Raw genomic sequence first — 23088 nt, 5'->3', positions numbered from 1 at the left:
GTGGCTGAATGGTAATCCGAGGGGCCTGAGGCCTTGGGGCTCTCTGGGGTGCCTCCGGGGCCTCGCGGTCATACCGTGGAAGTCTCCGGTTCGACGCCGTGCCGTCATCTCGGTGGCGGCACGGCGTTCCGTCTGAGATTCACGTGGAGTCATCCATGATGACCAGGATCAGGAACGCTCTCGCGGCCGGTGCGATGGGGGCCTGCGCCCTCGCCGTGCCCGCCATGACACCGGCCCAGGCGGCCCAGGTGGACGCGCCGGGCGTCACAGAGAACGTGAAGCCCTGCAAACACGGCAAGTGTCACCGCCACCGTCACCACCGTCAGAACCCGGAACGCATCCCCGGCGGAATCCTCAACGACGACCTCAGCGACAACAGGACGCCGGGCGGCAGCAGAGGAAGCGGGGGCATCATCAACTGAGGGAGCCCTCAGCTCGGCACATCACCGGGAGACGAGGCGTCCAGCGTGGCGACGAGCCGCTTGGGCGCCACGGCCCGGTAGCTCTCCTCGACCCAGTCGAGCAGCACCTCGGTCTCCGGCAGCGGGCCCGTCAGCGGGATCGTCACCCACCCCGCCCTGCCGAGGCCGTAGCCCGAGGGCTTGGCGCCGTCGAGGGACAGGGCGTGGCCGTTCGACTCGGGGAGCTTGACGCCCACGTGCGGACTCCACCTGTCGGTCGGCTCCTCGACGCCGAGGAAGACGAAGATCTTCTTGTTGACCTTGACGACGCTCTCACCCCAGGGGTGGTCCTCGTACGCCTCGGGAAGGCTCAGCGCGAACCTGCGCATCGTCTCCCGCACCTCACGCCAGCTGTCCATGGCGCCCATTGTGACCAGCGGCACCGACAATCTCGCTCCGCCAGCGGGCGAGCACCCGGTCGATGCCGCTCCTGATGCGCTCCCTGGCCTCGGCCCGGGGGACCCCGGACATCAGCAGCCGGTCGTAGTCGGTGTCCAGGTGCCGCACCGAGGCGATCACGGCCAGCGTGACGGCGTTCTCGTCGAGGACCCTGGCCGCCGCGGTACGGCCGACCCGGCCGCTGCCCCGCTGACCGGCGTGCCGGGCGATCTCCTCGGCCCGCTCGGGCGGACAGCCGGGGAACAGCCTGACGATCTCCGCGGCCATCCGCGCCTGGAACTCCACGTCCTCGCCCGCGCGCCGTTCCCGGTCGCGCTCGCGACGGCGCAGCCGCACCTCCTCGTCGGCCAGGCACTGCTCCTCGGCCAGCGCGAGCGCGGACTCCTCGACCAGGATGCCGAGGCGTTCGTACCGTTTGCGCCGTTGGTTGAACCTGACCACCAGGGCGGCCAGCCCGCTCTCCTTCTTCGCCCTGCGGCTCAGCGCCGCGTTCCCCGCGGGCAGCAGGACCAGGTGGTCCAGATCGGCGCAGGTCAGGCAGTACGGCTCGGTGCCCTCCATGATGAGGTACGGCCCCGTCCCGCCGCAGCCCGCGCACCTCCACTCCCGCTGGGGCTCGACCGCGACCAGATCGGGGGCCTTGGCCTGCCGTTCGGCCAGCCGCCTCCTCCTGGCCTCGCTCATGTCGGGGGAGACCCAGTGGACACGGAAGACCGACTCCTCGCCCCCGGCCAGGAAACGCAGCTCGCCCCGGTCCCTGCCGCTCGACAGGTAGGCGCTCTCGCCCTCGGTCAGCCCCCGTTCGAGCGCCCAGCACCTGAGCAGGAGGGCCGCCTCGGTCATCCGGGCGCCGTCGACCGCGGTCAGCTCCTCAAGCGTGGCGGCCCCGCCCTGCCGCCAGGTGTCCACCTGACCGGCGCGCAGCCAGCGCAGGCCCGTCAGCACGTCGATCACGGTGACGAACCCACGCTGGGCGAGCGCGGCCTCGGCCGCCTCGGTGATCCGCCGCTGCAGTCTGCTCACCCCGACAGCCTGCCGTACGGGAATCAGGGACGGGGAATGTTGCGCAGGTTCGCCCTCGCCATGTCGATCATGCGCCCGACGCCGCCGCTCAGCACCACCTTGCTCGCGGCCTTGGCGAACCCCTTGACCTGCTCTCCGGTGATGCGCGGCGGGATGGACAGCACGTTCGGGTCGGTGACGACGTCCACCAGGTACGGGCCGGGGGCCTCCAGGGCCGTGCCGAGCGCCTCGCGGACCTCCGAGGGACTGCGCACGGTCACGGCCTCGACGCCCATCGCCGTGGCGATCGCCGCGTAGTCGGTGAAGGGGTAGTCGGTGCCGAAGTCGGGGAGGCCGTCGACCAGCATCTCCAGCTTCACCATGCCGAGCGAGGAGTTGTTGAACACCACGATCTTCACCGGAAGGTCGTGGTCCCGTACGGTGAGCAGCTCCCCGAGCAGCATGCCGAGCCCGCCGTCGCCGGACAGCGAGACCACCTGCCTGCCGGGGGCCGCGAACTGGGCGCCGATGGCGTGCGGCAGGGCGTTGGCCATGCTCCCGTGCCTGAAGGAGCCGATGACACGCCTGCGGCCGTTCGGCGTCAGGTAGCGGGCGGCCCAGACGTTGCACATCCCGGTGTCAACGGTGAAGACCGTGTCGTCGCCGGCCAGCTCGTCCAGCACGTCGGCGACGTACTCGGGATGGATCGGGACATGGTGCTCGATGTCCCGGGTGTAGGCGTCCACCACGTTGTCCAGGGCCTTCAGGTGCCGTTCGAGCATCCTGTCCAGATAACGGCGGTCCTGCTTCTGGCGCACGTCGGGCAGTACGGCCCGCAGCGTCTCCCCGACGTCGCCGTGTACGGCCAGTTCGAGCGGTGTCCTGCGGCCCAGGCTGCCCGCGTCGTGGTCCACCTGGACGGTCCGCGCGCCGGGCAGGAACTCGTCGTAGGGGAAGTCCGTGCCCAGCAGCACCAGCAGGTCGGCCTCCCGTGTGGCCTCGTAGCACGCGCCGTACCCGAGCAGGCCGCTCATCCCCACGTCGTAGGGGTTGTCGTACTGGATCCACTCCTTGCCCCGCAGCGCGTGCCCGACCGGGGCGAGCGTGCGGGCGGCCAGCGACATGACCTCCTCGTGCGCGCCGCGCACCCCGGCGCCGCAGAACAGCATCACCTTCTCGGCGGCGTTCAGCGCGACGGCCAGCTCGGAGACCTGGTCGGCCGGAGGGTGGAGGGTGCCCGGCTGGGTGAGGAAGTCGTGCGGCCCGGCCTCCTGGGACACCCGCAGCTGCGCCACGTCGCCGGGCAGGACGACCACGGAGACTCCAGGGCCGCCGATCGCCCGCTGTACGGCCACGCGCAGCACCCTGGGCATCTGCTCCGCCGTGCCGATCACCTCGCAGAAGCCGGCGCACTCGGTGAACAGCCGTTCCGGGTGGGTCTCCTGGAAGAAGTCCGTCCCGATCTGCGGGCTGGGGATCTGCGAGGCCAGCGCGAGTACGGGGGCACGGCTGCGGTGGGCGTCGTACAGGCCCTGCACCAGGTGGGTGTTGCCGGGCCCGCAGCTGCCCGCGCACACCGCGAGCCGCCCGGTGACCTGCGCCTCGGCGGCGGCGGCGAAGGCCCCGGCCTCCTCGTTGCGTACCTGGACCCAGTCGATGCCCCCGGTTCTGCGCACCGCGTCGACCACCGGGTTGAGGCTGTCGCCCACGACCCCGTAGATCCGTTCGACTCCGGCCTGCCGCAACACCTGGACGAACTGCTCGGCGACGGTCCCCATGGCGCTCCCCCTCGTTTCGCGTCATGGGGTACCTCACCGGTTTTTTCCGAATCACTCCGGACCGCGTAGGGCTGACTACGATTGGGCGATGACGGTGACCGTACTGACGGGGGCGGGCATCTCCACCGAATCCGGCATTCCCGACTATCGAGGCCCGAACGGCCTGTGGCGCGCGGACCCGGAGCAGGAGAAGCTCGTCACCTACCACCACTACATGGGCAGCGCCGAGATCAGACGGCGGTCATGGCTGTTCCGCCGCGACAGTCCAGCCTGGGACGCCGAGCCGAACGCCGCCCACCGCGCCCTGGCCACGCTGCCGGACGCCTGGATCATCACGCAGAACGTCGACGGCCTGCACCGGCGCGCCGGGTCGCCGCCGGACCGGGTGCTCGAACTGCACGGCAACATGTTCGGCGCGGTGTGCACCTCGTGCGGGGCGGACTCGACGACGCGTGAGGCGGTCGAACGGATCATGGCGGGGGAGGACGACCCGGCCTGCCGCGCGTGCGGCGGCGTCCTGAAGACCGCGACCGTGATGTTCGGTCAGTCCCTCGACCAGGATGTCCTGTCCAGGGCGGTCGAGGCGGCAGGGAACTGCGAGGTGTTCGTCGCCGTGGGCACCTCCCTGCAGGTACGGCCCGCGGCGACCCTGGTCTCGATCGCGGCGGAGGCGGGGGCCAGGGTGGTCATCGTCAACGGGGAGCCGACGGCCTACGACCACATGGCCGACGAGGTCGTCCACGACCCGATCGGCGTGGCCGTACCCCGGCTGTGCGCCGCGCTCACGGCCTGACGGGCCTTGACGGGCCTTGATGGGCCTTGACGGGCAGGGCCCGCCGGGTTCGGGCCGACCGGCGCCGGTAACCGGTCGGCCCGAACCCGGCGGGCCATGTGACAAGGCCGGTGACACGAGGTGTGTCACCGGCCGCGTCATGGGCGCCCTGTCACAGGCGCCGCGTCATGGGCACCGTGTCACGGGCGCAGGGCCTCCTGGACCAGCGCGGTGTCGGTGAACTGCTCGAACTTCGTGGCGACGCCGTCCTTGACGTGCCACACGTGCGTGAAGCGGACGTCCATGTACTTGCCGGTGGCGAGGTAGGTGCCCCGGTAGTTGCCGATCACGACGATCGTGTCGCCGCCGTCGACGTACTCCTCGGGAACCGCCTGGTAGTTGTCCCACTCGCCGCCGAGCCTGGCGAAGACCTTGTCGCGCACCTCGTCAGGGCCGATGTAGGTGCCCGCGTACGGGAAACCGGCCATCTCGGTCCACGCGGCGTCGGGGCCGAGCAGGCCCAGGATGCCGTTGACGTCACCCGCCGCCGAAGCCTCGTATGACGCGCGGACCGCGTCGAGGTTCTTGCTCATTGCCTCTCCTTACTTCACTTCGCTTCGCTGAACAGCGCTTGTCCTCAGACGGGCTCTCCGCCGTCCGGGTAGGTCACCTGGCCGAGCGGCTGGATGTAGGCGCCGCCGCCGGAGTTCCTGATGTCACCCTCGCCGGAGATGCCGAGGAAGGAGCCGACCGAGCGCAGCGCGGCCCAGTCGTACAGCCAGGTCGCGGCCACCGGGATGAGGAACTCCCTGAAGGTGAAGACGTAGACGTCCTCGGCGATCTTCCAGGTGCTCGCCATGTCCACGTCACCGTGGCCGCGCTGCTCGCCGACGAGGCACTGCCAGGCGTAGCGTTCGGAACTGAGGTAGACGTGTTCGTAGAGGTGGTTCGGGCTGTAACGGTACAGCGCCCGCCTGCCGATCAGGTCACGAGTGGGTGCGGGCGCCTCGCCCGTGACCTCACGACCGTCGATGGTTCCGGGGGTGAAGGTCTGGGAGACCTGAGGCTCGCCGGGGGTCCGCTCCTCAGCGACGATGGAGACGATGCGCAGGGCGCGCCCGGTCGCGGTGTGCAGGACGACGACGTACGCCTCACGGGGCTGCGAGGCCTGGGTCCAGTGAACGAAGAAGAGATCGTCGCGTACGGCGATCGCCTCGTACCAGTCGGCGGCACCGCCGTCGACGTTCACGCTGTGCGCGTCCTTGAAGGAAAGGGTGGTCGTGGTCCCGTCGTCGAACGTCAGGCTCACCTCGGTGCCGGCGAGGACGTCGGAGACCGGAATTCGGTTGGTGTCGATCCCGGCGGCGAAGTCGTCCATGTTCTTCCAGCCGTCTGGCCGGTCTACTTCGGCGGTCACTACGACTCCTTCCTACGCGAAGTTATCTATGAAATCATATAGCTTCTAGCTGCAAAGGAGTAGGCCGATGAGGCTAAAAGGTAAGGTCGCCCTGGTCACCGGGGCCGGTACGGGAATCGGCGCGGCTGTCACCCGAAGGTACGTGGAAGAGGGCGCCAGAGTCGTTCTGACCGGTCGGAGAGAGGCGCTCCTTACCGAGGTCGCCACTCCGCTCGGAGACGCGGCCGTGGCCTTCGCCGCCGACGCGACGGACGCCGCCCAGATGCGGGCGGCGGCGGACCTGGCGCGTGAGCGCTTCGGCTCGCTCGACATCGTCGTCGCGAACGCCGGTGGACACGGGGGTTCCGGGGTCGCGGACACCGACGACGAGTCGTGGGGGCTCAGCCTCGACGCCAACCTCAACAGCTGCTTCGTGACCTGCCGGGAGACGCTGCCCGCGCTGATCGAGAGCCAGGGAAGCATCGTGATCGTCTCCTCGATCGCGGGTCTGGCCGCCGGACCCAACGTATGCGGATATGTCACGACCAAGCACGCGCTGGTGGGGCTGACCAAGTCGCTGGCCCGTGACTACGGCCCCAAGGGCGTGCGGGTGAACTGCCTGTGCCCCGGCTGGGTGCGTACCCCGATGGCCGACCACCAGATGGACGAGCTCGCCGCCCGCGACGCCATCACCCGTGACGAGGCCTACGACCTGGTCACCAAGGACGTCCCGCTGCGCCGCCCGGCCACCTCCGAGGAGATCGCCGACATCTGCCTGTTCCTCGGCTCCGCCGAGTCGGCCATCATGACCGGTTCCGTGATCGTCGCCGACGGCGGCGCCATGGCCGTCGACCTGCCGACCCTGGCGTTCGGCTGATCCTCGACGCCCGTACGGTGCCCGGCGGCCAACGCCGGGCACCGTACGGGTCAGACGGCAGGCCGCCTCGGGTTCGTAGGGACTCGTAGGAAGAGGGCGACCACCACCGCCGTGACCAGGCAGAAGGCGGCGTTGACGACGATCGCGACGCTCACCCCGCCGAGCACGTTCCCGACACTCTCCCCACCCTGGGCGTGGACGTAGGCCGCGACGACGGCGCTCATGACCGGGATGCCCATGGTGATGCCGACCTGCTGGCTCATCGTGGCCAGACCTGTCGCCAGCCCCTGCTCCCCGTCGGGAAGCCCGGAGGTCGCGGTGACCATGAACCCGACGATCGCGACCAGGTTGGCCACCCCACCGGCGAAGGTCGCCACCAGAAGCAGGGCGATCCAGCCGGGCTCCGGCCCGAGCAGGGCGAGCGGAAGGGTCGAGGCCGCCTGGACGACGAGGCCCGCGACGACGGCCCTGGCGCCGCCGATCCCGCCGATGACCCTCGGGCCGACGATCCCGCCCAGTACGGTGCCCACGCCGAGGACGGCGAAGGCCAGACCGGCGCCCAGCGGGGAGTAGCCGAGGACCTTCTGCAGGTAGAGGGTGAGCAGGAAGACCAGGGAGGTCTCCGTCGCGAAGGCCAGCAGCCCGGCGACGTTGCCCAGACCGACACTGCGCCGCTTCAGGATCGCGACCGGCACCAGCGGCGCGGCGACACGCTTCTCGATCACCCAGAAGGCGGCAAGGAGCAGCACGCCGGCGCCCAGGGCACCCAGCACGGCCGGGTCGCTCCAGGAACGCTCGCCCGCCGTGGTGAGTCCGTAGATCAGGGCCAGCAGGCCCGAGGTGACCGCGACCGCCCCCAACGGGTCGAGTTTCGGCCGTTCCGCGGGCCGGGTCTCGGTGAGCGTGGACGGGGCCAGGACGAGCACGACGACCGCGACCGGCACGTTGACGAAGAACGCCCACCTCCAGCTGAGCAGGTCGGTGAGGACGCCGCCCAGGATCGCCCCGGTGGTGAAGCCCGCGGCCATGAGGGCGCCGTTCAGGCCGAGCGCCCGCTCCCGCAGCGGCCCCTCGGGGAAGGCGGTCGTCAGCAGGGAGAGCGCCGCCGGAGTGACGGCGGCGGTGGCCAGCCCCTGGGCGACACGGGCGATCAGCAGCGGTTCGGGAGAGGTCGCCAGGCCACCGGCCAGGGACGCGACGCCGAGCAGCGCCATGCCGGACAGGAAGAGCCTGCGCCGTCCGAAGAAGTCGGCGAAGCGCCCGAACAGCAGGGTGAACCCCGCGGCGCAGAGCGCGAAGGCGGTGGCGATCCACTGCAGGTTCCGCAGGGAGAAACCGACGCTCTCCCCGATCTCCGGCAGGGCGACGTTGAGAATCGAGAAGTCGACCGCGAGGGTGAAGCTCGCGCTCAGCAGCAGGACCAGAGTGAGCCGCTGCTTGGTCGTCATCCTGGGCCGGGTCCGTTGGTCCACGCTTGACACGTCGAGGGTCCGTTCTCGCTGGTGGCTTTCCGCTGTCGGTTCACCACCATCGATCGGACCGGGATCGGCAACCAGGCCTCAGAAGCTCCTACCCACCGGTTGCCTGGCACCGGCAGGGACAGGCACGGCCCGGATAAACCGGGCACCATGGACTTCATGCAGGACATCACGGCACTCGGGGAGTTTCTCCGCACGAGACGAAGCAGGCTCAAGCCAGAGGACGTGGGCGTCGCCTCCTACGGCAGGCGTCGTGTGCCGGGCCTTCGCCGGGAGGAGCTGGCCCAGCTCGCCGGTGTCAGCGCCACCTACTACACCCGGCTGGAGCAGGGGCAGAGCGCCAACGCCTCGGAGGCCGTCATCGACTCCCTGGCCCGCGCGCTCGACCTGAACGAGGACGAACGCGCCCACCTGCACGACCTCGCCAGGCCCGTCCCCGCGAAACGCCGCAGACCCGCCAAGCCCGCCACGGTACGGCCCGGCACCCGCCAGCTCATCGACGCCATGGGTGAGGTTCCCGCCGTGGTGCTGGGGCGGCGCAACGAGGTGCTCGCCTGGAACAGGCTCGGACACCTGCTTCTCGCCGGGCACCACGCCTTCGACGCCCCCGACCGGATCGCGGACCGGCCGAACCTGGCCCGGATGCTCTTCCTCGACCCGCACCACCGCAACCTCCACGTCCACTGGGAGGAGGAGGCGATCCGCGCGGTGGCCTCGCTCAGAGTCGTGGCGGGCCGCTACCAGGACGACCGCGAGCTGGCGGAGCTGATCGGCGAGCTGTCCATGAAGAGCCCGGAGTTCGCCGCCATGTGGTCTCGGCATCCGGTGGCGACCTGCGCCTCCGGCACCAAGCGCTTCCAGCACCCGGAGGTCGGCGACCTCACCCTGGAGTTCGAGGTCCTGCACCTGCCGGACGACTCGGGCCACCGCGTGCTGATGTACAGCGCCAAGCCCGGCGGCTCCTCGGAGGCCGGACTGAAACTCCTGCGGAGCATGGTGAACTCCGTCGGTTTCTGACGCCGGAGGAACCGGCCGTGGCCCTCCCGGCCGGCAGGAGGCCGGAAGGACCACGACCCGCCGGACCGGGTACGGCCCGGCGGGAACGGTCCGGGCCAGGGGCGCCGGACCGGAGAAGGGTCAGGAGACGCCGAACCGGGAGATCGGCAGGTCCTCGGTCGCCACGTGCACGATGTGCGACTCGGTGTAGACGTCGATGCTGTGCTTGCCGCCCTCACGGCCGAGGCCACTGGCCTTGACGCCGCCGAACGGGGTGCGCAGGTCACGGACGTTCTGGGAGTTGACCCAGAGCATGCCCGACTCGATCTGCTGGGCGAGCCTGTGCGTGCGGCGCAGGTTGTTCGTCCACAGGTAGGCGGCCAGGCCGTACCGGGTGTCGTTGGCCAGCTCCAGCGCCTCCTCCTCGGTGGAGAACGGCGTGACGCACACGACCGGGCCGAAGATCTCCTCCTGGAAGATCCGCATCTTCGGCGAGACGTCCGCGAACACCGTGGCCGACAGGAAGTTGCCGACCGGCAGGCTGTCGGGGCGTGAGCCACCGGCGACCAGACGGGCGCCCTCGTCGATGCCGATCTGGACGTACTCCATGACCCGGGCGTAGTGCTCGGGGTGGACCAGCGCGCCCAGCTCGGTCGCCGGGTCGTCCGGGGCGCCGACCTTCACGCGGGAGGCGCGCTCGGCGAAGCGCTGGACGAACTCCTCGTAGACGGTGTCCTGGACCAGAACGCGGGAGCTGGCCGTGCAGCGCTCGCCGTTCAGGGAGAAGACACCGAAGACGGCGGCGTCGAGCGCGCGGTCGAGGTCGGCGTCGTCGAACACGATCAGCGGGGACTTGCCGCCGAGCTCCATCGACAGCGTCTTCAGGTTGTCCGCGGCGTTGCGCATGATGATCTGGCCGGTGGTGGTCTCACCGGTGAAGGAGATGATCGGCACGTCGGGGTGGGCGACCAGGGCGGCGCCCGCCTCCTCACCGATGCCGTGCACGATGTTGAACACACCGGCGGGCACGCCCGCCTCCTCCATGATGGCCGGAAGGAGGCTGGCCGACAGCGGGGACCACTCGGCGGGCTTCAGGATGACCGGGCAGCCGGCCGCGAGCGCGGGCGCCAGCTTCCAGGTCTCCAGCATGAACGGGGTGTTCCACGGGGTGATCAGGCCCGCGACGCCGATGGGCTTGCGGATCACGTAGTTCAGCTGGGCGGAGGCGACGCGGTAGACGTCCTCACCCAGGGTGGTGATGACGTCGGCGAAGAACCGGAAGTTCTGCGCGGCGCGGTGGGCCTGGCCACGGGCCTGGGTGATCGGCAGACCGGTGTCCCGGCACTCCAGGGAGGCGATCTCGTCGTCCCGCTTCTCGATCGCGTCGGCGATCTTGCGCAGGACGCCGGCGCGCTGCTGGGCCGGCATCTTCGGCCACGGGCCCTCGGTGAAGGCCTTGCGGGCCGCGGCGACCGCGGCCTCGATGTCCTCGGCCTGACCGGCGGAGACCGTCAGGTACTCCTCGTTGGTCGCGGGCTCAAGGGCGGTGAACGTCGCGCCGGAGACGCTGGGGACATGTTCCCCGCCGATGTAGTGCTGCAGGTTCATCAAGCCACTCCCTCACTCTGGGCCAGCAGTTCGTTGATCCGCTTGATCCCCGCGTCGGTGGGCGTGATCAGAGGCGGGCGGACATGACCGGAGGCGATCAGACCGCGTTGTTCCAGGACCCACTTGGCAGGGGCGGGGTTCGTTTCGACGAACAGCAGCTCGACCAGGGGGTGCAGGGCGTAGTGCAGGTCGAGGGCGGTCTTGTGGTCGCCCTCGACATAGGCGGTGTACATCTTCGCGACGGCGGCCGGGGCCAGGTTGGCGACCGCGCTGACGAAGCCGACGCCGCCGATCGCGAGCAGCGGCAGGCAGAGCAGCTCGATGCCCGACCACATCAGGAAGTCACGGCCGCACTTGTGGAGCACCTGGGAGAAGTGCTCGAAGTCCTTGGTGGTCTCCTTGATGCCCACGACGTTGTCGTGGTCGCGGCGGAGCCTGGCCACCGTCTCGGGGGCGATGTCGACCGCGGTCCGCGACGGGACGTTGTAGATGACGATCGGCAGGCTGGGGAACTCCTTGGCGACCGTGGAGTACCAGCTGTAGAGCGCCTCCTGGGTGGGACGCGCGTAGTACGGGGTGATGACGAGGGCGGCGTCGGCGCCGAGACGCTCGGCCTCCGCGGTCAGGCGCATGGTCTCGTCGAGCTTGGCGGAGCCGGTGCCCGGCAGGAACGGCACGCGGTCGGCGGTCTCCTCGGCGACGGCGGCCATCGCGGCGATCCGCTCGTCGACGCTCTGCGCGCCGGGCTCACCGGTCGAGCCGCCGATCGAGATGCCGTGGGAGCCCTGGTCGAGCTGCCAGCGGACCAGGGCACGCAGCGAGTCGAGGTCGAGCTCGCCCGTCGCGGTGAACGGGGTCACCACGGGGGCGAGGGACCCGCGAATGCTCGCGGGATCCGAACGGAACTTCATGTGATCACTCCTTGTGCTGCTACAGGTCGGTCTTCGCGGGGGTCAGGGTCACTCGGCGCTTGCCTGCTCCTCGTAGACCTGGCGCCAGGCCTTGTTCATCGGGTAGAGGCCGTCGACAGAGGCGCCCTCGTCGACTCGCTCGTAGATGAAGCGCTCCTCCTTCTCCTGCTTGACGGAGTCGCGCGCGACCTCGGCGACCAGCCGGGGCGGGATCACGACAACGCCCTCCGCGTCGCCGACCAGGACGTCACCCGGCATGACCAGCACGCCGCCGCAGTCCACCGGGATCTGCGAGTCCATCGGGACGTGCCTGCGCCCGAGCACGGCCGCGTGCGCGACCCCGTAGTAGGAGGGCATGTCCAGGCTGGAGAAGGAGGGGCTGTCCCGCAGGCCGCCGTCGGTGATCACGCCGACGGCGCCGCGGCGCAGGGCGCGCAGCGCGAGGATGTCGCCCAGCGTGCCCGCGCCGTGGTTGCCCCTGGCGCTGATGACCAGGACCTCACCCGGCTGGATCTCCTCGACGGTGCGCTTCTGCGCGTTCATGCCGTTGCCGATCTCGGCGAAGACGTCCTCACGCAGCGGGAGGTAGCGGAGCGTCCTGGCGACGCCCACCATGCGCAGGTCGGGCCTGGCGGGCTTGACGCCCTCGATGAAGTGGTGGTCGATGCCCCGCTTGCGCAGCTGGGAGGAGATCGTCGCGGTGGAGACGGACTTCAGGGCCGCGATGAGATCCTCGTCGAGGACGCCCGCCTTCTCGGCGCCGGGGACGGGGGTCGAGCCGTACGCGGCGGCCTTGAGCTGGTCGGTGACCTTGGGCTGCACGCCGTAGGGGGGCAGGGGGCCCTCGTCGGCGACGACCTCGTTGCGGAGCCTGCCGGTGTCCTCAAGCTCGACCTCGACCACGTCGCCGGGCTGCACGACGGTCGATCCCGCAGGGGTGCCGGCCAGGATGATGTCACCGGGTTCGAGCGTCATCAGCCGGGACAGGTCGGCGATCAGCAGGTCGAAGCCGAACAGCAGCTCGTCGGCGCACGCCTCCTGGACCAGGTCCCCGTTGACGTAGGTGCGCAGCCACAGCTTCGACGGGTCGTCCGTCTTGAGGATGGCCGGGCCGATCGGCGTGTAGCCGTCCTGGCCCTTGGCGCGGAGGTTGGAGCCGAGGTCGGCGTGCTTGAAGTCGTAGACCCCGAAGTCGTTGGCGGCGGCGTAACCGGCCACGTGGCCGAGCGCCTCCTCGGGGGAGACCCGGTGGGCCCGGGTGCCGATGATGATGGCGATCTCACCCTCGAAGGCCATCAGCTCACAGCCCGCGGGCCGGACGACGGGCCGACCCGACCAGGACAGTGAGGAGGCGGGCTTGAGAAAGTAGGAGGGGACCGCCGGGGTACGCCCACGCTCGGCCGCTCGGCTGCGGTAGTTGAGATGGACCGCGATGATCTTTCCTGGCGTCAGGCCGAGCGGGTGATCCACGGCCACCTCCCTGAGTTAAATCGTATACGACATCATGCATGATACGCGATGAGGTCACGTCGGGCTATAGACAAAGATATTTGAATTCGTACATGATTTGGAGGTGTTCGGGCTTGTGAGACCCACCGCGGGGGAACACGAGCACCGGACGGACCCGAGGAGATCGACAGATGACGGACCTGGCCAGCGGAGACGGGCGCGTTCCCGTGTCCCGCACGGCCGCCGACGGCCTCTTCGCGGCGGGTACGGCCCGCGTTCGGGCGGTGACGCCCCGGAGGACACACCGGCCGATCGTCCGGATACTGTCTGAGAACGACCCCGGTGCCCCCCACGACATCGTGGATCGTGCCAGCACCTCGGAGTACGGCCCCGCGACCTTCGCCACGGCCTTCGTCCGAACCAGGGACCTGTCCACCCCCCACCGCACGACGGCCGGGGACAGGGCCGGAGCCGTCCTCACCGACATGATCCATGTCCCGGATGCCGCGACCAGCGGCCACGACCGGGGGATGGGACCGTACGCCATCGTCGCCTATGCAGAAGTCAAGGGCGTCTGGACACACCTGGGAGGGTCGTGATGGGAGAGCTCGTCATGGCGGCCAAGATCACGCATGTGCCGTCGATCTGGCTGTCGATTCAGCCCGGTAAGCACTTCGGCATCCGGAGGAACGCCGAGCTGGCACTCACGGAGATCGGCAGGCGGGCCCACGAGCGTGGGGCCGACACCTTCCTGGTCGCCGACACCCACTGGCTGAACAGCATCGGCTTCCACCTCAACGGCAAGGAACGCCACCAGGCCACCTACGTCAGCCACGAGCTGCCGCACTTCATCCACGACCTGGCCTACGACTACCAGGGCGACCCCGAGCTGGCCGAACTGGTCCGTGAGGAGATCGTCGCGGGCGGGCAGAAGGCACGCGTCCACGACTACAACGACCTCGGCCTTGAGTACGCCACTCTCGTGCCGATGTACTTCATGAACAAGGACTCCTCGATCCGGGTGCTGCCGATCGGCTGCAACATGTACTCCACGATCGAGGAGAACCGCAGGATCGGCGAGGCGCTGATGCGGGCCATCCGCCGCAGTGACAGGAAAGTGGCCTTCCTGGCCAGTGGCTCGCTGTCGCACGCCTTCCCGGCCAACGAGATCGCCGAGTCGATGCTCGACGACGTGAGCAGCGAGATCAACCGGCAGGTGGACATCAGCGTCCTCGACATGTGGACGCAGGGCCGTACGGCCGAGTTCCTGGAGATGCTGCCCGACTACAACAAGCGCTGCACGGGAGAGGGTGCCATGGCCGACACGGCCATGCTCTTCGGTCTGCTCGGCTGGGAGAATTACACCGGCAACGGCGAGCAGCTCTGTCCGTACTTCGGCAGCAGCGGCACCGGCCAGGTGGTCGTCGACTTCCCCCTGCCCGCCGAGGTCTCCTGATCCCCAGGGGTACGGACGTCTTCCGGCGGAGATCGGAGACGTGCAGTACGATAAGAAATCGTATGTGAAAGACTCTTCGAGGAGTACGCGACCAATGCAGGACCGACAGGGCTTGGCCTCCCGTGTTTTCCCCTCTGACCACCCCGTCGACCTGCCCCCCGTGCTCCTCCTGCACGGCATCGCCTCCGACGGCGAGACCGACTGGGTCGCGCCGGGCACCGTCGCCGCGCTGAACGACGCCGGGCGCACCGCCGTCGTGGTCGACCTGCGCGCCCACGGCGCCAGCCCCGCCTCCGACTCCGCCGAGGAGGCGGGCGCCCCGGCGCAGGCACGCGACATCCTGGCCGTGTTGGACGAGGCGGGCGTCGAGACGTTCGACATCGCGGGCTACTCGCTGGGCGCCAGGCTCAGCTGGGCGGTCGCCGAGGCGGCTCCGGAGCGCGTGCGCCGGGCCGTACTCGGCGGGCTCAGCCCCGTCGAGCCCTTCACCATGGTGGACATCGCCGCCCTCCACAAGGCCGTCGCCGAGGGCGTGCAGCCCGAGGACCCCTTCACCGGGATGATCGCCGGGATGGTCGGCTCCCGTGGCCCCGAGCGGGCGCCGGGTCTCGCGCTCGTCGTCGAAGGCCTGGCCGGGAGCCCGTTCGACCCGAAGGGATGGCCCGGCCAGACCCCGCCGGTCTTCGTCGTCGGCCAAGACGACATGATGACGAACGGAATCGAGCGTATCGTCGGTCTGGTAGACGGAGCGGAGCTGCTCACCGTCCCGGGCGACCACTTCGGCGCGCTCACGGGTGCCGAGTTCCGTGGCATCGTCGTGAGGGCGCTGAGCCGGTGATCACCAACGGGGCGGGCGCCCACCAGGGCAGCGGCCCAGGGTTAAAGATGAGGGGACACCGGTGAGAGTGGTCAAGAAGACCGCCAAGGCCAAGGAGTCGAAGGCGGAGATCAGCTACGGGCTGCTCCGTTCACGAATCCTCGACGGAACGTACGGCCCCGGCTACCGGCTGGTCATGGACCAGCTCGCCAGGGAGACCGGAGTCAGCACGATCCCGCTGCGCGAAGCCGTACGGCGACTGCAGTCGGAAGGACTCGTCGAGGTCGTGCGCAACATCGGCGCACGCGTGGCCGTCTTCGACTCGACCCAGGTCGAGCACACGCTCAACGTCCTGGCCCGGCTTGAGGGATACGCCACGGCGATCTCCGCCCCTCTCATGTCGCCCGAGCAGATCGAGGAGTCGCGGGAGATCAACGCCCGCATGGTCGAAGCCCTTGAGGAGTTCGACCCGACCTCCTTCACGGCCCTCAACCGGCAGTTCCACTTCTCGATTTACCAGTACTGTCCGGACGACCACCTGGCCAACCTGCTTGAGTCGGAGTGGGCACGGCTGGACCACATGCGGCGTTCGAGCTTCACCTACGTTCCTGGACGGGCCCGGCGTTCGGTGGTCGAGCACGAGCACATGCTCGACCTGATCTCGATGGGCGCCCCGGCGGAGGAGATCGAACGGGTGGCCTGCGCCCACAAGATCGCCACGGCCGAGGCGTTGCACAACGCCCATGTGACGGCTGTGTAGTTTTGCGCCGCCTTCGGCGGCGCGGGCTTGGGCGCTTCGAGCCTGCGCTTTCCCTCGTCACTCCGTCGCTTCGCTCCTGCGTTCCTCAGTCCAAGCGCCGGCGCACCCGAACCGACACTCCTCACACTTGGCGCCGGTACCCCGAACTCCTCACGCTGGGCGTCGGGAGAGAATGAGGCGACAGGCGGCGTCCGAGGGGGGCGAGTAGGGGCGTGGAGGCCTTCTGGGGTGGGCAAGTGCGGAAGCTGTGGAAAGGGCCGTGTTCTAGGGTCATGGTCATGAAGCAGCTGCCTGCGCTTTCCGTCGCGGAGGTCTTCTCGGAGCGGCTCCTGCTGCGCAGGGCGTTGCACGATGGCGACCGTGAAGGGCTCGTCGAGCTCTCGACCGATCCCGAGGTCCAGGCGTACATCGGTGGCCCCCGGCCTCTGGGTGAGGTCGAGCGGCACTTCGACGAGGTCATGGCCTCCGGCGCGACGACCAGGCCGGGTAACTACGTCATCGCGGACAACACGACGAACCAGGTCATCGGGACGTTGACGCTCGCCCGCTGGTGGACCGACCACCCGCAGCGGGTCACCGAGGACGGCGAGGAACTGGTCCTCGGCTATGTCCTGCGGCGCGGCGCGTGGGGCGCGGGGTACGCGTTCGAGGCGGCGACGGCCGCGTTGCGCGCGGCGGCCGAGGAGTTCCCCGACCAGCCGGTCGTCCTCGTGACCCAGACCGCGAACAAACGCTCCCTGAAACTCGCCGAACGCCTCGGCTTCCACCTCACCACCACGTTCGAGGAATTCGACGCCGAACAGGCCCTCTGCGTCACACGCCTGTCCGCGTTCAGGGCCTGATCACCGCTGTGGGCGCGGGGCTTTCGGACGTGCCTCCGCTGGCCGGGCCGTAAAGGCCGTGACGGACCTGCTCATCACCCTGAAGGGTCCGCAACCGGGTGAGCACGATCCGGCCCGGGTGGTCTGGGGCGGCGGGTCCCTCATCACCCTGAAGGGTTCGTGGCGGTGCGAAAGCGTGGGGGCGGGGCGCTCGTTGAGTGAGTTTCGGCTCTTGGGCGGAACGGGGTGTCGCTTGAGCCGGGCCGGTCGGGAGGCCGCGCATCGTCGGCGCATCGCGGAATCATCAACCGGGGCCCACAGGATCGGTGCCACAAGAAGCACCGAACAGGGAGTGTCCCCATGTCCACCACCGCCACCGTCGTCACCGTCCTGGCCGCCCTCTGGGTGGGTTTCTCCGCCTTCTCCCTCCTGCGCCGCGCCGAATGGGTCGTGAAGCCGCTGATGGACTACGGTGTCCCCCGCTCGTGGTGGACCTGGCTCGGCGCGGCCAAGGCCGCCGGGGCCGCGGGTCTGTTGGCCGGCCTGTTCGTGCCGGTCGTCGGCGTGGCGGCCGGGGTCGGCCTGGTGCTGTACTTCGCCGGGGCCGTCGTCACCGTGCTCAGGGCGCGTTCGTACTCGACCGTGGTCTTCCCCCTGCTGTACATGGGCCCGGTGATCGCGGCCCTGGCGCTGGGACACCTCGCCTGACAGCGGCACGTGTCCGATCGGCCCTCAGGGGAGCGGAAAGGGCGGAAGTAGGCTGACCGCGGTCGTCCCGCTACGGTGAAGGAGCCACTGTGACCACAGACCCGACGATGACCCGGATCGGCCAGGGAGTGGAGCTGCACCACCACCAGGGCCAACGCGAAGCCGCTCGTGACGTGTTCGCGCGGATCTGGGATGACATCGGCGGTGAGCAGGGCGATCCGCTGCATGTCTGCGTCCTCGCCCACTCGATGGCCGACGTCCAGGACGACGTGCGGCAGGAGCTGATGTGGGATCTGCGGGCGCTCGCCGCCGCCGATCTCCTCACCGACGAGCGGGTGGCCCAGGCCGGGTCACCCCTTTCTGCGGCCGGTCTGTATCCGTCGTTGCATCTGAACCTGAGCGAGTGCTACCGCAAGCTGGGCGATTTCGACCGCGCTCGTGAGCATCTCCAGCAGGCGCGGGCGAGGGTCGGCGCGCTCGACGACGACGGGTACGGGCGGCTCATCAGAGGTGGCCTGGAGCGGTTGGCCGAACAGTTGGGCGAGCCCGCCTGACCGCGCGGCTGAAGCCGAGATTTCAGAGCACACCTTGTCGCCGGTGGTGAGGTGCCCTCCGTGCTGGTGCGTGTGTCACGACGTCACCTTCGACTTATGGCGGGATTAGCCGGAAAGCTGGATGTAAGTGGTGGATTCTCCGGTTTGGGGGTGGTTGGGAGGTCCTGCTGCTGTTAGGTTATGCCCCTAACGAAGGTTAGCCTTACCTTAGGGGGCGCGGTGGTGTCGCAACGGCGGGTTGTCGGGCGTCCCGGGCGGACCACCGTGCGCGACATCGAGAAGACCGGGGTTGGAGGGCGGATCACCTCGCCGCCGCGCCGGGGATACGCGCCGGACATGACGGCGGTGGTCCGTGGGACGGTCGCCGGGAGCACGGCGAGACCGACGGCCATGGCGAACCCGATGCCTCGGGCTGCCGAGGGCCTGAAGGCCATGAAGGCTACGGAGGGGGCGCGGTGATGGCCGCGCGGGGTTTCCAGGGAGCCGTCATGCGCGGCTTCGGGGCTCGTGACCATGTGGCGACCGTGGTGCGGACGTCCATGGTCACGCCGCACATGGTACGGATCCACATGTCGGCGCCGACCCTGTTCGAGAACGTCACCGTCGGCCCCACCGCGTGGCTGCGGTTCTGGTTCCCCGATCCCACCGGGTCCGACAGGGAGCATCAGCGCGCCTACACCCTTGTCTCGTGCGAGCCGGAGACCGGTGAGTTCGCCGTGGACGTGGTGCTGCACGAGCCCGCGGGACCGGCGACCGTGTGGGCGAGGAGGGCCGAGCCCGGCGACGAGGTCCAGGTGATGTCGTTCGGCTCCTCGCGCTTCGCCGTACCGGACGAGCCGCCTGCGGGATATCTGCTGGTCGGCGACCCCGCCTCGGTGCCCGCGATCAACGGCATCGTCGCCGCGCTGCCCGACGACGCCGAGATCGCGCTCTACCTGGAGAAACAGCACGAGGAGGACGAGCTGATCCCGCTCGCCTCCCACCCGGGGCTGCGGGTGCGGTGGGTGCCCAGGGACGGCGAGACCTCGCTGGCCGCCGCGATCGACGAGCGTGACTGGTCCAACTGGTACGCCTGGGCGGCGACCGAGGCGGGCTCCCTCAAGCACCTGCGCAGGACCCTGCGTGACAGGTTCGGCTTCCCCAAGGCCGACACCTACGCCCAGGCCTACTGGACGTACGGCAGGGCCATGGGTTCGCTGCGCCGTACCGACGAGGAGAAGGCGACCGGGCAGGCACCCGCCGTACGGCCTGCTGAGGGGGAGGCCACCGGGCAGGAGGATGTGCGGGCTGGCGGGTCGGCTTCCGTGGCGCAGGACGGGCGGGTTCCTGGGCGGTGGCGGTCGCAGGCGGCCAAGGAGCTGCTCGCGCCGGTGAAGACCGCGATGATCGTCGCCGGGGTGGTGCAGGGGGTCGTCACGCTGGTGCAGCTCGCGCCGTTCGTGCTGCTGGCGGAGCTGGCGCGGCTGCTGCTCGCGGGGGCCGACGGGGATCGGCTGTGGGGCACCGCCGTGGCCTTCCTGGTCGTCTTCGGCGCCGGAGCGCTGCTGGGCGGTGCGCTGACGGTGTGGCTGCATGTCGTGGACGCGCGGTTCGGCGCGCGGGTCCGTCACCGGCTGCTCGGCAAGCTCGTACGGCTGCCGCTCGGCTGGTTCACCCGGCGTGGCTCCGGGGCGGTCAAGAAGCTCGTGCAGGACGACACGCTGGAGCTGCACGGTCTGGTCACGCACGCCATCCCCGACGGGGTCGCGGCCGTCGTCGCCCCGGTCGCGGTGCTGGTCTACCTGTTCGCGACCGACTGGCGGCTGGCGCTCGTCCTGTTCGTCCCGATCGTCGTGTATCTCTTCGCCTTCGCCGCGATGATGTTCCAGAGCGGCCCGAAGATCGCCGAGGCGTCCCGGTGGGCGGAGCGGATGGGCAACGAGTCGGCCGCCTTCTTCGCGGGACAGCCGGTGATCCGGATGTTCGGCGGCGTCGCGGCCTCCTCCTTCCGGCGTGAGCTTGAGTCCTACATCGGCTTCCTGGACGGCTGGCAGCGGCCGTTCATCGGCAAGAAGACGTTCATCGACCTGGTCACCCGCCCGATGACCTTCCTGTGGTTGATCATGGTCGTCGGCACGCCCATGGTCGTCTCCGGGGCCATGGAGGCGGCGACGCTGCTGCCGTTCCTGCTGCTCGGCACCACCTTCGGCGCGCGGCTGCTGGGCATCGGCCTCGGGATGGGCGGCGTCCGCGCGGGCGTCCTGGCGGCCCGCCGTATCGCCGTCGTCCTCGGCGAGAAGGAACTGGCCGTCCGGCCTGAGGCGGTGGAACCGGAGGGGGAGCGGGGGGTTGTCCGCTTCGAGGGGGTGAGCTTCGGCTACCGGCCCGGCAAACCCGTCATCCACGACGTCTCGCTGACCCTGCGGCCGGGTACGGTCACCGCGCTCGTCGGTCCCTCGGGGTCGGGCAAGTCGACGCTCGCCGGACTGCTGGCCCGCTTCCACGACGTGGACTCCGGCGCCGTCACCGTCGGGGGACGCGACATCCGTGCGATGTCCGGTGACGACCTCTACACCCGTGTCGGGTTCGTCTTCCAGGACGCGCAACTCGTGCACGGAACCGTACGGGAGAACATCGCCCTGGCCAGGCCGGAGGCGACCACGGCCGAGATCGAGACGGCGGCGCGGGACGCGCGGATCCACGAGCGGATCCTGCGGCTGCCCGACGGCTACGAGACCGTGCTGGACGGCGACGGCGGACTCTCCGGCGGGGAACGGCAGCGCCTCACCATCGCGCGTGCCCTGCTCGCCGACACCCCGGTGCTGGTCCTCGACGAGGCGACGGCGTTCGCCGACCCCGAGTCCGAACACCTCGTGCAGCAGGCCCTGACCCGGCTCACCCGAGGCCGTACGGTGCTCGTCGTCGCGCACCGCCTGCACACCGTCGTCGACGCCGACCAGATCGTCGTCCTCGACCACGGTCGCGTCGCCGAGACCGGCACCCACACCGAGCTGATCGCGTCCGGCGGCCGTTACCGCAGGCTGTGGGACAGCCGGGGAAGCGTACCCGCCAAGGCGGAGGTGTCCCGATGATCCGCACCCTCGTCCGGCTCGTCCCCGCGACCGATCGGGGCAAGGTGGTCGGGTACGCCCTGCTCACCGTGGTCTCCGCGATCCTGCGGGGAGTCGGCTGCCTGCTGCTCGTCCCCCTGCTCGGCGCGTTGTTCTCCACGGTTCCGGCCGACGCGCTGCCGTGGCTGGGCGCGCTCACCGTGAGCGTCGTGCTCGTGTGGGCCGTGGACACGGCCGTGTCCCGCATCGGCTTCGACATCGGGTTCACGCTGCTCGGCACCGTGCAACGCGACCTCACCGACCGGCTCACCCGCATCCCGCTCGGCTGGTTCACCGCCGAACGCACGGCGACCGCCAGGCAGGCCGTCGCCGCCTGCGGCCCCGAACTGGTCGGGCTCGTCGCCAACCTGCTCACCCCGTTGCTGAGCGCCGTCCTGCTTCCCGTCGTGATCGCGATCGGCCTGACGGGCTTCGCCTGGCAGCTCGGGGCCGCCGCCTGGGTCGCCGTCGTGGGACTGCTGGCCGCGCTGTGGGCGACCACCAGGATCACCCGCGCGGCCGACGCCGCCGACACGGCCGCGCACAGCGCGCTGACCGAGCGCGTCCTGGAGTTCGCCCGCACCCAGCAGGCACTGCGCGCCGCCCGCAGGGTCGAACCGGCCCGTAACGGCGCGGGAGCCGCCGCCGTCGCGCAGCGCGGTACGGCGCTGCGCCTGGTGCTGCTGCAGATCCCCGGGCAACTGCTGTTCGGCCTGGCCGGTCAGGTGGCGCTGGTCGCGCTCGCCGGAGCCGTCACCCTGCTCCACCTCGACGGGAGCCTCGGAGCGCCGCAGGCCGTGGCGCTCGTCGTGGTGGCCGTACGGTTCCTCGAACCCTTCACCGTGATCAGCGAGCTGGCACCCGCGATCGAGTCCGTCCGGGGCACCCTCGACACCCTGCGCGCCATCCTCGACGCCCCGGCACCCCCTGTTTCAGCCGCCGCTTCGGCCCCCGGCCGGGACGCGCCGCGCGTCGAGTTCCAGGGGGTGGGCTTCGGCTACGGCGACGACGAGGTGCTCAGGGACCTGTCCTTCAGCCTCGAACCGGGGACGACCACGGCCGTCGTCGGCCCCTCCGGCTCGGGGAAGAGCACGATCCTGTCTCTCGTCGCGGGCTTCCACGAGGCCTCGCGGGGACGCGTCCTCATCGACGGCCAGGACGTCTCCGGGCTCGACCCGGCCACCCGGCAGCGGCTGTCCAGCATGGTCTTCCAGCATCCGTACCTGTTCGGCGGGACCATCCGCGACAACGTCCTCGCCGGTGACCCGGACGCCGAACCGGCACAGGTCGCGCAGGTCATGCGGCTCGCCCAGGTGGACGAGATCGTCGGGCGGCTGCCCGACGGGGAGCGTACGGACGTCGGCGAGGCCGGGGCCGCCCTCTCCGGCGGTGAACGGCAGCGCGTCAGCATCGCCCGTGCCCTGCTCAAACCGGCGCCGATCCTGCTGATCGACGAGGCGACCAGCGCCCTGGACACCGAGAACGAGGCCGCCGTGGCCCAGGCGCTGAGCCAGGACGTACGGCGACGCACCCGTGTCATCGTCGCCCACCGCCTGGGCGGCATCCGTCACGCGGACCGGGTGCTCTTCGTCGAGGACGGCGCGATCGTCGAACAGGGAACCCCGGCGGAACTGCGCGCGGCCAACGGCCGCTTCGCCGAGTTCTGCCGCCACCAGGAACAAGGACAGGACTGGCGCCTGCGCTCGGCCGCCCCCGACCACGACCTGGTCCTCTCCCCGGACCCGGACTGAACCGG

Annotated in this window: 22 protein-coding genes; 13 read left to right on the top strand and 9 right to left on the bottom strand. The window is 70.1% G+C overall.

The genetic code is table 11. The annotated features are described in order from the left end of the window. The first annotated feature begins 155 nt into the window (after positions 1–155). Positions 156–422 (top strand): hypothetical protein, encoded by a 267-nt coding sequence (locus ACFOYY_RS10870; protein WP_352014068.1) that lies wholly within the window; start codon positions 156–158, stop codon positions 420–422. A gap of 8 nt (positions 423–430) precedes the next feature. Here ACFOYY_RS10870 and ACFOYY_RS10865 read toward each other — a convergent pair whose 3' ends face one another. Genes ACFOYY_RS10865 through ACFOYY_RS10855 form a run of 3 tightly spaced genes read right to left on the bottom strand, consistent with a single transcriptional unit; the run spans position 431 to position 3640 of the window. Beyond that, positions 431–820: an MmcQ/YjbR family DNA-binding protein gene (locus ACFOYY_RS10865; RefSeq protein ID WP_386189634.1), complete on the bottom strand. Its 390-nt coding sequence runs from the start codon at positions 818–820 to the stop codon at positions 431–433. Then, complete coding sequence (locus ACFOYY_RS10860) at positions 804–1883, bottom strand: DUF2293 domain-containing protein (RefSeq protein ID WP_386189633.1); 1080 nt, start codon at positions 1881–1883, stop codon at positions 804–806. The genes ACFOYY_RS10865 and ACFOYY_RS10860 overlap by 17 nt, the downstream gene beginning before the upstream one ends. Before the next feature lie 23 nt (positions 1884–1906). Then, a complete protein-coding gene (locus ACFOYY_RS10855) occupies positions 1907–3640 on the bottom strand; it encodes a pyruvate dehydrogenase (protein WP_362911207.1) in 1734 nt (577 codons plus the stop codon). An 88-nt stretch (positions 3641–3728) separates the two neighbouring features. Between ACFOYY_RS10855 and ACFOYY_RS10850 the strand changes: the two genes are divergently transcribed. Further along, the gene (locus ACFOYY_RS10850; protein ID WP_352014064.1) at positions 3729–4433 is read left to right on the top strand and encodes an SIR2 family NAD-dependent protein deacylase; all 705 of its coding nucleotides are present in this window, start codon (positions 3729–3731) and stop codon (positions 4431–4433) included. A 179-nt stretch (positions 4434–4612) separates the two neighbouring features. Here ACFOYY_RS10850 and ACFOYY_RS10845 read toward each other — a convergent pair whose 3' ends face one another. Together ACFOYY_RS10845 and ACFOYY_RS10840 are read right to left on the bottom strand one after the other, a co-directional pair. Next, positions 4613–5005 carry a nuclear transport factor 2 family protein gene (locus ACFOYY_RS10845; protein ID WP_352014063.1) on the bottom strand — a complete coding sequence of 131 codons (393 nt, stop codon included), beginning with the start codon at positions 5003–5005 and terminating at the stop codon, positions 4613–4615. Positions 5006–5049: 44 nt separating this feature from the next. Beyond that, positions 5050–5829 carry a MoaF C-terminal domain-containing protein gene (locus tag ACFOYY_RS10840; protein WP_352014062.1) on the bottom strand — a complete coding sequence of 260 codons (780 nt, stop codon included), beginning with the start codon at positions 5827–5829 and terminating at the stop codon, positions 5050–5052. Between the two features lie 67 nt (positions 5830–5896). Between ACFOYY_RS10840 and ACFOYY_RS10835 the strand changes: the two genes are divergently transcribed. Continuing rightward, positions 5897–6685, top strand: a complete 789-nt coding sequence (locus ACFOYY_RS10835) for an SDR family NAD(P)-dependent oxidoreductase (RefSeq protein WP_352014061.1) — start codon at positions 5897–5899, stop codon at positions 6683–6685. Positions 6686–6735: 50 nt separating this feature from the next. On the opposite strand, the gene ACFOYY_RS10830 is transcribed toward ACFOYY_RS10835, so the two are convergent. Then, positions 6736–8157: an MFS transporter gene (locus tag ACFOYY_RS10830; RefSeq protein ID WP_386189632.1), complete on the bottom strand. Its 1422-nt coding sequence runs from the start codon at positions 8155–8157 to the stop codon at positions 6736–6738. Between the two features lie 165 nt (positions 8158–8322). On the opposite strand from ACFOYY_RS10830, the gene ACFOYY_RS10825 reads away from it, so the two are divergent. Then, positions 8323–9180 carry a helix-turn-helix transcriptional regulator gene (locus ACFOYY_RS10825; protein ID WP_386189630.1) on the top strand — a complete coding sequence of 286 codons (858 nt, stop codon included), beginning with the start codon at positions 8323–8325 and terminating at the stop codon, positions 9178–9180. A 120-nt stretch (positions 9181–9300) separates the two neighbouring features. Here the strand turns inward: ACFOYY_RS10825 and hpaE are convergent, their stop codons facing one another. Genes hpaE through ACFOYY_RS10810 form a run of 3 tightly spaced genes read right to left on the bottom strand, consistent with a single transcriptional unit; the run spans position 9301 to position 13148 of the window. Further along, the gene (gene hpaE, locus ACFOYY_RS10820; RefSeq protein ID WP_352014058.1) at positions 9301–10767 is read right to left on the bottom strand and encodes a 5-carboxymethyl-2-hydroxymuconate semialdehyde dehydrogenase; all 1467 of its coding nucleotides are present in this window, start codon (positions 10765–10767) and stop codon (positions 9301–9303) included. Continuing rightward, positions 10767–11678 carry a 4-hydroxy-tetrahydrodipicolinate synthase gene (dapA, locus tag ACFOYY_RS10815; RefSeq protein WP_386189629.1) on the bottom strand — a complete coding sequence of 304 codons (912 nt, stop codon included), beginning with the start codon at positions 11676–11678 and terminating at the stop codon, positions 10767–10769. Before dapA ends, hpaE begins: the two co-directional genes overlap by 1 nt. Positions 11679–11726: 48 nt before the next feature. Then, complete coding sequence (locus ACFOYY_RS10810) at positions 11727–13148, bottom strand: fumarylacetoacetate hydrolase family protein (protein WP_352014056.1); 1422 nt, start codon at positions 13146–13148, stop codon at positions 11727–11729. Positions 13149–13318: 170 nt separating this feature from the next. Between ACFOYY_RS10810 and ACFOYY_RS10805 the strand changes: the two genes are divergently transcribed. From ACFOYY_RS10805 to ACFOYY_RS10765, 9 genes are all read left to right on the top strand, one after another. Beyond that, positions 13319–13726 (top strand): hypothetical protein, encoded by a 408-nt coding sequence (locus tag ACFOYY_RS10805; RefSeq protein WP_386189628.1) that lies wholly within the window; start codon positions 13319–13321, stop codon positions 13724–13726. Continuing rightward, positions 13726–14583: a 3,4-dihydroxyphenylacetate 2,3-dioxygenase gene (gene hpaD, locus ACFOYY_RS10800; protein WP_352014054.1), complete on the top strand. Its 858-nt coding sequence runs from the start codon at positions 13726–13728 to the stop codon at positions 14581–14583. Before ACFOYY_RS10805 ends, hpaD begins: the two co-directional genes overlap by 1 nt. Positions 14584–14677: 94 nt before the next feature. Further along, a complete protein-coding gene (locus tag ACFOYY_RS10795; protein ID WP_352014053.1) occupies positions 14678–15421 on the top strand; it encodes an alpha/beta fold hydrolase in 744 nt (247 codons plus the stop codon). A 61-nt stretch (positions 15422–15482) separates the two neighbouring features. After that, the gene (locus ACFOYY_RS10790) at positions 15483–16160 is read left to right on the top strand and encodes a GntR family transcriptional regulator (RefSeq protein WP_352014052.1); all 678 of its coding nucleotides are present in this window, start codon (positions 15483–15485) and stop codon (positions 16158–16160) included. Between the two features lie 278 nt (positions 16161–16438). Next, a complete protein-coding gene (locus ACFOYY_RS10785; RefSeq protein ID WP_386189626.1) occupies positions 16439–17002 on the top strand; it encodes a GNAT family N-acetyltransferase in 564 nt (187 codons plus the stop codon). 339 nt (positions 17003–17341) lie between these two features. After that, the gene (locus ACFOYY_RS10780) at positions 17342–17689 is read left to right on the top strand and encodes a DoxX family protein (RefSeq protein WP_386189625.1); all 348 of its coding nucleotides are present in this window, start codon (positions 17342–17344) and stop codon (positions 17687–17689) included. 89 nt (positions 17690–17778) lie between these two features. Continuing rightward, the gene (locus ACFOYY_RS10775) at positions 17779–18243 is read left to right on the top strand and encodes a tetratricopeptide repeat protein (protein WP_386189624.1); all 465 of its coding nucleotides are present in this window, start codon (positions 17779–17781) and stop codon (positions 18241–18243) included. 488 nt (positions 18244–18731) lie between these two features. Beyond that, entirely contained in the window at positions 18732–21314 is a 2583-nt protein-coding gene (locus ACFOYY_RS10770) for an ABC transporter ATP-binding protein/permease (RefSeq protein ID WP_386189622.1), read from the top strand. Then, a complete protein-coding gene (locus ACFOYY_RS10765) occupies positions 21311–23083 on the top strand; it encodes an ABC transporter ATP-binding protein (RefSeq protein ID WP_386189621.1) in 1773 nt (590 codons plus the stop codon). Before ACFOYY_RS10770 ends, ACFOYY_RS10765 begins: the two co-directional genes overlap by 4 nt. Positions 23084–23088: the final 5 nt, after the last annotated feature.

The sequence above is a fragment of the Streptosporangium jomthongense genome, from assembly GCF_042650425.1.
GTDB lineage: Bacteria > Actinomycetota > Actinomycetes > Streptosporangiales > Streptosporangiaceae > Streptosporangium.
This window is presented reverse-complemented; position numbering and strand designations above follow the sequence as displayed.